This is a genomic window from Pyxidicoccus fallax (assembly GCF_012933655.1).
Classification (GTDB): Bacteria; Myxococcota; Myxococcia; order Myxococcales; family Myxococcaceae; genus Myxococcus; species Myxococcus fallax.
Genome location: NZ_JABBJJ010000446.1, coordinates 1 through 8,694 on the forward strand (window position 1 = coordinate 1; position 8,694 = coordinate 8,694).

The window sequence follows — 8,694 nt, forward strand, 5'->3', positions numbered from 1 at the left end:
GCGGAGGGGGCGGCTGTGGGGGTGGAAGCCATGGTGCTGGACTCCTGGGCGGACGGAGCGGTGGTCGCGCAACCGGCGGAGGAGGCGAGCACGGCCAGGCCCGCGCCGGCGAAGAGGAGCTTACGCATGAGGAGGGGGTCTCCCAACGAAAGGGTGGCTTGTCTGGTAGGGGCGGAGCCTTGCGGCGGCCCGCCGCGAACGTAGGACGGAAATGGCGGCGGCCCAACACGCTCGGCTGCCTCCCTCTTCCCGAGCCGCCGTCCCCGGGGACAGGGGGCGTGTTCGCCATCGCGAAATGCGCAAGGTCCGCCCCCTCACTCGTCCCCCGGGGGAGCACGCGGTGTGTCATTTTCCCGCGCCGAGAACGCCCCGCACATCCCTGGCCGTTCTCCCATCCGATATGCCCGAGACGAGCACCCTGAAGGACCGTATCGAGAACCCGGAGCTGCTGGCGAAGGTCGTCCCCGTCGAGGAGGCGGTGAAGCACGTGGTGGACGGCCACACGCTGGCCATCAGCGGCTTCACCAAGTCAGGAGAGCCGAAGACCTTCCTCCCGGCGCTCGCCTACCACTTCTCCCAGCACGCGCCCCAGGCGCGCATCACCCTGCTGACGGGCGCCTCGCTCTCCGAGGACGTGGAGGGCCCGCTGGCGCCCTACATCCGCAAGCGCGGCCCGTACATGTCCTCGGCGGCCTCGCGCCGGCGCATCCACGCGGGGGAGATGGACTTCACGGACGTCCACCTGTCCGCCTTCGCGCGCAACCTCATGTATGGCTTCTATGGGGACATCGACGTGGCGGTGGTGGAGGTGTCGCGCATCCGTCCCAACGGGAGCGTCATCCTCACCTCGTCGGTGGGCATCAGCGTGGAGGCGCTCACCCGCGCGAAGAAAATCATCCTCGAGGTGAACACCTCGGCGCCGGACTACACGGGCTTCCACGACATCGTCGTGCCCGCCGTCCACCCGCACGTGGGCTGGCCGCTGCCGGTCGTCAATGTGCGAGACCGCATCGGCACCCCGTACGTGGAGTTCGACCTGCGCAAGGTGGTGGCCGTGGTGGAGTCCCGCACGCCGGACTACCCGGTGCCCTTCAAGGCCGCGGACGACACGGACAAGCGCATCGCGAAGAACGTGGTCGACTTCCTGCTCCAGTGCCGCGAGCAGTACCACTGGGGCAAGCGCCTGCCGCCCATCCAGTCCGGCGTGGGCAACGTGGCCAACGCCATCATCGGCCAGCTCTACGACTCGCCGTTCCAGAAGATCCGCTTCTGGACCGAGGTGTTCCAGGACGGAATGCTGCGCTACGTGGAGGACGACGCGAAGTTCGAGTACGCGTCCTCCACGGCGGTGTCCTTCTCCGCCGAGGGGCGTGAGCGCTTCATGCGGTTGTTCGACCGCTGCCGCGACAGGCTGGTGCTGCGGCCCATGTGGCTGTCGAACAGCCCGGAAATCATCTCGCGGCTGTTCGTCATCGCGATGAACACGCCCATCGAGGTGGACATCTACGGGCACGTGAACTCCACGCATATCGACGGCTCGCGCATCGTCAACGGGCTGGGTGGCTCGGGAGACTTCTTCCGCAACGCGTACCTGAGCATCGTCCACACGCCGTCCACGCGCCGGCTGAAGGACGGGCGGACGGTGAGCTGCGTGATGCCGTACGTGCGGCACATCGACCACACCGAGCACGACATCAAGTGCGTCGTCACCGAGCAGGGCTACGCGCTGAACATGGACATCCGCTCGCCGAAGCGGCGGGCGCAGGACATCATCGAGCGGTGCGCACACCCGCACTTCCGGCCGCTCCTGTCGGCGTACCTGGACATGGCGGGCGCGGGCGACGAGCCCCGGGCCACGGACATGCAGGCGCTGAATGCGTGGTGGCGGGACTACGACGAGGCGTGCCGCAACTTCCCGAAGGGCGGGTAGGCTCGTCCGGATGGTGGAGCGCAACGGGCGCGAGGCGTGGCCTCCGGAGATGAGCGAGCAGATGCGCGAGGTGGACCGGCTGCGCAGGAGCGGCCGGTATGCCTCGGCGCTGGCGCTCATCCGCCAGCTCGCGGAGGCGAACCCGCGGCAGGTGCGCCTGCTGAGCGAGCTGGGACAGACGCTCGCGGTCTGGGGCGGTGAGCCGGCGGAGGCGCTGGTGTGGTTCGACCGGGTGCTGGAATTGGCGCCCGGGCACAACACCACGCGGCTGCACCGGGCGCTCGCGCTGGCGCGGGTGGGGCGGCACGCGGAGGCGGTGGCGGACTTCGACGCGCTGGTGGCCGGGGGTTACCGCAAGGCGCTCGTGATTCACATGAAGCGCGCGGAGTCGCTGGAGGCGCTGGGCCGCGTCGAGGAGGCGGAGCGCGACTGGACGCTGGCGCTGGCGGAGGACCCGGCCAACCCATGGCTGCTGCAGCAGCGCGCCGGTGCGCGGGCGCGGCTGGGGAGGCTGGAGGAGGCGGTGCGGGATTTGACGGACGCGCTCGCCACGCAGCACGGGGAGGAGGTGGACCCCGAGCTGCTGTGGGAGCGCGGCAGGCTGCGCGAGCGGCTCGGGGATTCTGGTGGGGCCCGGGCGGACTTCGAAGCGGGGCTGGCGGCGTTCCGCGAAGGCGACCCGCCCGCGCTGCTGGATGCGCTGCGGGCGGGGCTCCGGGCTTCGTGAGCATTCTCGCGTAAAATACCAGGACTGACTGGGAGAGCTGATGCTCGGGCGCCGGTTCTGGTGGTTGTGGCTGTGTGCCGTGCTGGGAGCGTGCGCTTCCACTTCGCCATCCCTGGATGAGGAGGACGTCGCGGAGTACCCGGAGGCCTACACCCGGCTCGCGGAGGGTGCGTGCGTCACGTTCCTCTGTGCCGGGGATGCCTGCGGGCTCTTCCGGTGCGAGGACCTGGAGCCCGGGCGGCTGGTGCGGACGCGGGGCGCCTTCGTCCTCCCGCCGAGTGCGGTCCGGGCACCGCAACGAAACTGGGGCTATCCGTGGCAGGTGGCCGGACAGCCAGAGCCTGTCTTCGTCATCCACTGGTATGGGCGGGAGCTGCTGCCCAGCCAGAAGCGACTGCTGGAGATGGCGCGGGCCCTCGCTTCACAGCCACGGGAGAAGCACCACATCTTCCCGCAGGAACCGGGGTTGAAGTCGTGGTTCGAATCCCGCGGAATCAACATCCACAAAGAAACCATGCTGCTCGACCTGGAAACCCACCACCGCATCCACAAAGGGCCCACTGGCGGTCCCTGGAACCAAGCGTGGCGGAATTTCCAGGAGGCACATCGAGGAGCAACCCAGGAAGAGATGTACCGCTATGCGCGCGAACTCATCATTCGCTTTGACCTGATTGGTCCCATCCTGCCCTACCATCTCCTGGTAGGCCCCTCTCTCGAGTACTGACGCCATGCGGTTCTACAAACTGGACCGTGGAGACATCAATCTCCAGAAAGGCGGATACAATGCCGCCTACAAGTGGAAGCTCCCCGGTGTCTCATGTCCCTTGTGTAAGGCCATCTGGGGCGGAGCGGGCACGAACTATCCGGCCGTGGATCTGTCCGTACTGCCCGAGGCCGGAAAGTATTTGAAAGCCCGCCTGGAGAAGAACTTCGAGGAGTACGAGCGGCTGCGCGACCAGGTCCGACCTCTACTCCCCCCGGATTCTCCACTTGAGCCCGCAGCCGCATTCGGTCCCCTGGTTGGAAAAGCCCGAGGTCCCTTCTCCGCATTCATTCATCAGTACGGGGACATCCTGCTCGTCCAGCCCAACGCCCTGGAGATGCTGCAGCGTGAAGGCCTCAAGGGACTGCGAGGCTGCCGCACGGAGATGCGCTTCAGCCCCAAGGGCGTCCCCGAGCTGCTCGACCTGCACATCGAGCCGCGTGGACTCCTGCACGCAGACTGCATCCCCCGCAGCACGCCCCCACCGTGTCCGAAGTGCGGCCGGCATGGCTTCAGCCTCCCCAAGGAGCCCATTCTCGACGCGGCCTCGCTCCCCTCGGACCTGGACCTCTTCCGCCTGCGCAACTTCGCCACCGTGCTCGTCGTCACCGAGCGATTCAAGAACGCCGTCGAGCGCCTCGCGCTGGACGGCCTGAACTTTCGCGAGCTTCCAGTCCGTTGAGATGCCCACGGCCCGCTCCGGCCGCGGGAGATGGGTGTAGCGGGCGCAAACCTGCGCATGAAAAGGGGGCCCGTGCGGACTTCGAAGCGGGGCTCGCGGCGTTCCGTGAAGGCGACCCGCCCGCGCTGCTGGATGCGCTGCGGGCTTCGTGAGCGTTCTCGCGTAAAGTGCCAGGACTGACTGGGAGAGCTGATGCTCGGTCGCCGGCTCTGGTGGTTGTGGCTGTGTGCCGTGCTGGGAGCGTGCGCTTCCACTTCGCCGTCCCTGGATGAGGAGGACGTCGCGGAGTACCCCGAGGCCTACACCCGGCTCGCGGAGGGTGCGTGCGTCACGTTCCTCTGCGCCGAAGACGCGTGCGGGCTCTTCCGATGCGAGGACCTGGAGCCCGGGCGACTGGTGCGGACGCGGGGCGCCTTCGTCCTCCCACCGAGCGCGGTTCGGTCACCGCAACGATACTGGGGCTATCCGTGGCAGGTGGCTGGGCAGCCGGAGCCTGTCTTCGTCATCCACTGGTATGGGCGGGAGCTGCTGCCCAGCCAGAAGCGACTGCTGGAGATGGCGCGGGCCCTCGCGTCACAGCCACGGGAGAAGCACCACATCTTCCCGCAGGAGCCAAGGTTGAAGTCATGGTTCGAATCCCGCGGAATCAACATCCACAAAGAAACCATGCTGCTCGACCTGGAAACCCACCACCGCATCCACAAAGGGCCCACTGGCGGTCCCTGGAACCGTGCATGGCGGAACTTCCAGGACGCACATGAAGGTGCCACCAGGGAAGAGATGTACCGCTACGCACGCGAACTCATCGTCCGCTTTGACCTGGTTGGTCCCATCCTGCCCTACCACCTCCTGGTAGGTCCCCCTATCGAGTACTGACGCCATGCGGCTCTACAAACTGGACCGTGGAGACATCGATCTCCAGAAGGGCACCTATAGCGCCACGTACAAGTGGACCCTGCCAGGCGTCTCGTGCCCCTTGTGCAAGGCGATCTGGGGCGGAGCGGGCCCGAACTATCCGTCCGTAGACCTGTCCGTTCTTCCGGAGGCCCGGAAGTATCTGAAGGCGCGCCTGGAGGAGAACTTCGAGGAGTATGAGCGGCTGCGCGATCAGGTCCGCGCCCTGCTCTCTCCCGACGACCCACTTCGACCCGGTACCGCATTCGGTCCCCTGGTTGGAAAAGCCCGAGGTCCCTTCTCCGCATTCATTCATCAGTACGGGGACATCCTGCTCGTCCAGCCCAAGGCCCTGGAGATGCTGCAACAAGAAGGCCTCGAGGGACTGCGAGGCTGCCGCACGGAGATGCGCTTCAGCCCCAAGGGTGTCCCCGAGCTGCTCGACCTGCACATCGAGTCACGCGGACTCCTGCACGCCGACTGCATCCCCCGCAGCACGCCCCCACCGTGCCCGAAGTGCGGCCGGCATGGCTTCAGCCTCCCCAAGGAGCCCATCCTCGACGCGGCCTCGCTCCCCGCGGACCTGGACCTCTTCCGCCTGCGCAACTTCGCCACCGTGCTCGTCGTCACCGAGCGCTTCAAGGACGCCGTCGAGCGCCTCGCGCTGGACGGCCTCAACTTTCGCGAGCTTCCAGTCCGTTGAAACGGATGCGCCCCTGAGCGTGAGCGGCGCCGCCGTCGAACCGGCGGCGCGCCATGGGTCCTCAGTGCTCGATGAACATGTCGTAGGAGCCGGTCCCGGTGTTGGCCCACAGCATCGGCGTCCCGTCCTGGCTGAAGGTCGCGATGGAGCCGTAGCCCACGCAGGCCACCGCCGCATCCGACCACGTCCCCTGCTCGAAGCGCGCGGTGTACACCTTCGACTGGTGGCCAACCTCGGCGGGGACGACCATCACCCAGGCGAGGAGCGTCCGGCCGTTCGCGTCGGTCGCGAGCGACAGGTTCAGACTCTTGCCGGTACGGAGCAGCCGCGGCGACGCCCAGGCGCCATTCGCCCAGCGTGAGACGAAGAGCTGGTCCTCATTGAACCTTTCGTTCCAGGCCAGGATGGGTGCGTCATCGGGCCCCAGCACGAGCGCGACCTCGTCGAGGGAAGACACCCGCTCGCCGCCGAGGCTCGCCCCCACGGCCGTCCACGTCCCGTCCTGCCAGACCTGGACGAAGACACGCATGTAGGAGGTGCTCTGGAGCTTCATCGAATAGGCGAGCACCACCCGGTCCCGGGAATCGACCGCGACCACGGGGTTGGCCGCGGGGTTCAGAAAGTCTCCAATGGGAGCGCCCAGCGCCTCCCAGGCCGTGCCCGTCCAGCGACGGACCTGCACCGTGCTGTACTCCTGCCAGGCCACCGTGGGATGGCCCTGGCTGTCCACGGCCATGGACAGCTTCTCCGTGGAGGACCACCCATCCGCGGACGGGAGGAGGGGACCTCCGACCTGCTCCCAGCCCCCGTTCTGCTTCCAGTGGGTGACCCGCACGAACTTTTCGCCCTCGGGGTCACGCTCCAGCGATGCCACCACCGGCCGCTCGTCCCGGGTGAGCGCGAGCGCGACGCCCTGGCCTCCGCTGGGAATCGGGCCCCCGAAGTCCACCCAGCCCGCCTGGGTCCATCGCCGCACCTGGAGCGCCCCCGTCGCGCTGGCGCGGGCAACACTCCACGGCGCGCCAGAGGGCCTGCGCGCGAGCGCGGTCGCCGAGAGAGGAACCGGCTTCCCCGCGCGGGCGAACGGCAGGACCTCCCAGGAGTAGCTCGCCCTCTCCTCGCGGAGCGGATGCCCGGCGTTGTCGGTGATGACGCCGCCGAACAAGCTCACCCGGACTTTCGAAGGCACGCGGAGTGGAGCGCTCGGAACGACCGTCACCCATCGACGGTCCTCGGAGAGCGAGGCGCTGTGGGCCAGGGAACCCGAGTCGTCGCTGAGCGAGACGTGGTTCGGATGGAAGCCCTGGATGGGCTCGGAGAAGGAGAGGACGATGGGCGAGTCCTTGCGGATGCCGTCCATCTCCCTGGGGGACACGAGGGAGACGGACGGAGGGGTGCGGTCGATGAAGACCTGCTTGGTCTCGCTGGAGGCCCACCGCGACCCGATGCGCGCGCGGATGCGGAAGTCGAGCGTGGACTCGGACTCCTGGTCGCAGTTGACCAGGAACTGGTAGGGCGGAGTGATGGCGGAGACACGCGTGCCATTGCGCGTCACCTCGACCTCGTCCGGCGTATCGCCCTGGACGTCACCCTGCAGGAGTCGCGTCCCCGTGGCGCAGTACTCGGCGGGCTCGCCCCGCCACGAAACGGTGAGGTTGAGCGCGGGATTTCCAGGCGGACCTTCGTCCGAACCACAAGCAGCAAGAATGCCTACCAATGGCAATAGCACCACGCCCAGCCGGTCGTTTCGCATCGTTGTCCCCTCCCACGTTGAGAGCCTGGCCTTCTGACCCGAGGCCAGCCAACGACGTGGACGCCCATTGAATATTCAATGGGCGGCGGGCCTACGCCGCCACGTCCGCGTCGGGCGCGCGCCGCACCTTCGCGAGCGCGGCGACCACGACGTCCGGGCCCGCACCAGCCTTGTGCGCGTTCTCACTCAGGTGCCGGCGCCACGCGCGCGCCCCAGGCAGACCCTGGAACAGTCCGAGCATGTGCCGGGTGATGGAGCCCAGCGGCGCACCCTGCGACATGCGCCGCTCGATGTACGGAAGCATCGCCTCCACCACGGCATGGCGCTCGGGTGGGGCCTCCGTCGCGCCGAAGAAGCGGCGGTCCGCGTCGGCCAGCAGGTAGGGGTTCTCGTAAACGGCGCGGCCAATCATCACCCCGTCCACCTGCTTCAGGTGCTCGGCGGCGGCGTCCAGCGTCTTGATGCCGCCGTTGATGCTGATGTCCAGGTGGGGGAACTCGGACTTGAGGCGGTGGACGAGCTCGTAGCGCAGCGGGGGCACGTCCCGGTTCTCCTTCGGGCTGAGCCCCTGCAGCCACGCCTTGCGCGCGTGCACGATGAAGCGCGTGCAGCCGGCGGCGGACACCTTGCGCACGAAGTCCACCAGCGTCGGCCACTCCTCCAGCTCGTCGATGGCGATGCGCGACTTCACCGTCACGGGGATGGAGACGGCCTCGCGCATGGCGCCCACCAGCCGGGCCACGAGGTCGGGCTCGGCCATGAGGCATGCGCCGAAGCGGCCGGACTGGACGCGGTCGCTCGGACAGCCGCAGTTGAGGTTGATTTCGTCGTACCCCCACTCCTCGCCGATGCGGGCCGCGGCAGCGAGCGCCTCGGGCTCCGAGCCTCCGAGCTGGAGCGCCACCGGGTGCTCCGCCGCCTCGTAGCCCAGCAGCCGGTCGCGGTCCCCGTGGAGGACGGCGCCCGTGGTCAGCATCTCCGTGTAGAGCAGCGTGTGACGGCTGATCTGCCGGTGGAAGTACCGGCAGTTCCGGTCCGTCCAGTCCATCATCGGCGCGACACACAGCGGCATGGGGCGGGGCAGCATCATGGAAGAACCCGGGGGAGCGACCGAAGCGTCCCTCGAAGCAGGCCGCCTCCCTGGCAGGAGCATCTACCCGGGTTTGCCGCCCCTGCCCACCCCTGTTTGCCGCCCGGAGGCCCGGAGAGGGAGGAGGCGGACACCGTTGTAGGCTGCGCCCC

8 protein-coding genes are annotated in these 8,694 nt (G+C 68.2%); 6 read left to right on the plus strand and 2 right to left on the minus strand.

All coding sequences use genetic code 11. The features are described 5' to 3' along the window. Positions 1-400 precede the first annotated feature (400 nt). From HG543_RS48315 to sitI6 (HG543_RS48340), 6 genes are all read left to right on the plus strand, one after another. Positions 401-1,930 carry an acetyl-CoA hydrolase/transferase C-terminal domain-containing protein gene (locus tag HG543_RS48315; protein WP_169351737.1) on the plus strand — a complete coding sequence of 510 codons (1,530 nt, stop codon included), beginning with the start codon at positions 401-403 and terminating at the stop codon, positions 1,928-1,930. 10 nt (positions 1,931-1,940) lie between these two features. Beyond that, a complete protein-coding gene (locus HG543_RS48320; RefSeq protein WP_211194684.1) occupies positions 1,941-2,657 on the plus strand; it encodes a tetratricopeptide repeat protein in 717 nt (238 codons plus the stop codon). Between the two features lie 40 nt (positions 2,658-2,697). Then, positions 2,698-3,381, plus strand: coding sequence for a SitA6 family polymorphic toxin lipoprotein (gene sitA6 / locus HG543_RS48325; RefSeq protein ID WP_169351738.1), 684 nt, complete (start codon positions 2,698-2,700; stop codon positions 3,379-3,381). 4 nt (positions 3,382-3,385) lie between these two features. Further along, entirely contained in the window at positions 3,386-4,102 is a 717-nt protein-coding gene (gene sitI6 / locus HG543_RS48330) for a SitI6 family double-CXXCG motif immunity protein (RefSeq protein WP_169351739.1), read from the plus strand. A gap of 192 nt (positions 4,103-4,294) precedes the next feature. Beyond that, complete coding sequence (gene sitA6, locus HG543_RS48335; RefSeq protein WP_169351740.1) at positions 4,295-4,978, plus strand: SitA6 family polymorphic toxin lipoprotein; 684 nt, start codon at positions 4,295-4,297, stop codon at positions 4,976-4,978. Between the two features lie 4 nt (positions 4,979-4,982). Next, positions 4,983-5,699 (plus strand): SitI6 family double-CXXCG motif immunity protein, encoded by a 717-nt coding sequence (gene sitI6 / locus HG543_RS48340; protein ID WP_169351741.1) that lies wholly within the window; start codon positions 4,983-4,985, stop codon positions 5,697-5,699. A gap of 61 nt (positions 5,700-5,760) precedes the next feature. On the opposite strand, the gene HG543_RS48345 is transcribed toward sitI6 (HG543_RS48340), so the two are convergent. Together HG543_RS48345 and dusA are read right to left on the minus strand one after the other, a co-directional pair. Beyond that, a complete protein-coding gene (locus HG543_RS48345) occupies positions 5,761-7,452 on the minus strand; it encodes an Ig-like domain-containing domain (RefSeq protein WP_169351742.1) in 1,692 nt (563 codons plus the stop codon). Positions 7,453-7,543: 91 nt separating this feature from the next. After that, positions 7,544-8,542 (minus strand): tRNA dihydrouridine(20/20a) synthase DusA, encoded by a 999-nt coding sequence (gene dusA, locus HG543_RS48350; protein ID WP_169351743.1) that lies wholly within the window; start codon positions 8,540-8,542, stop codon positions 7,544-7,546. Positions 8,543-8,694 lie beyond the last annotated feature (152 nt).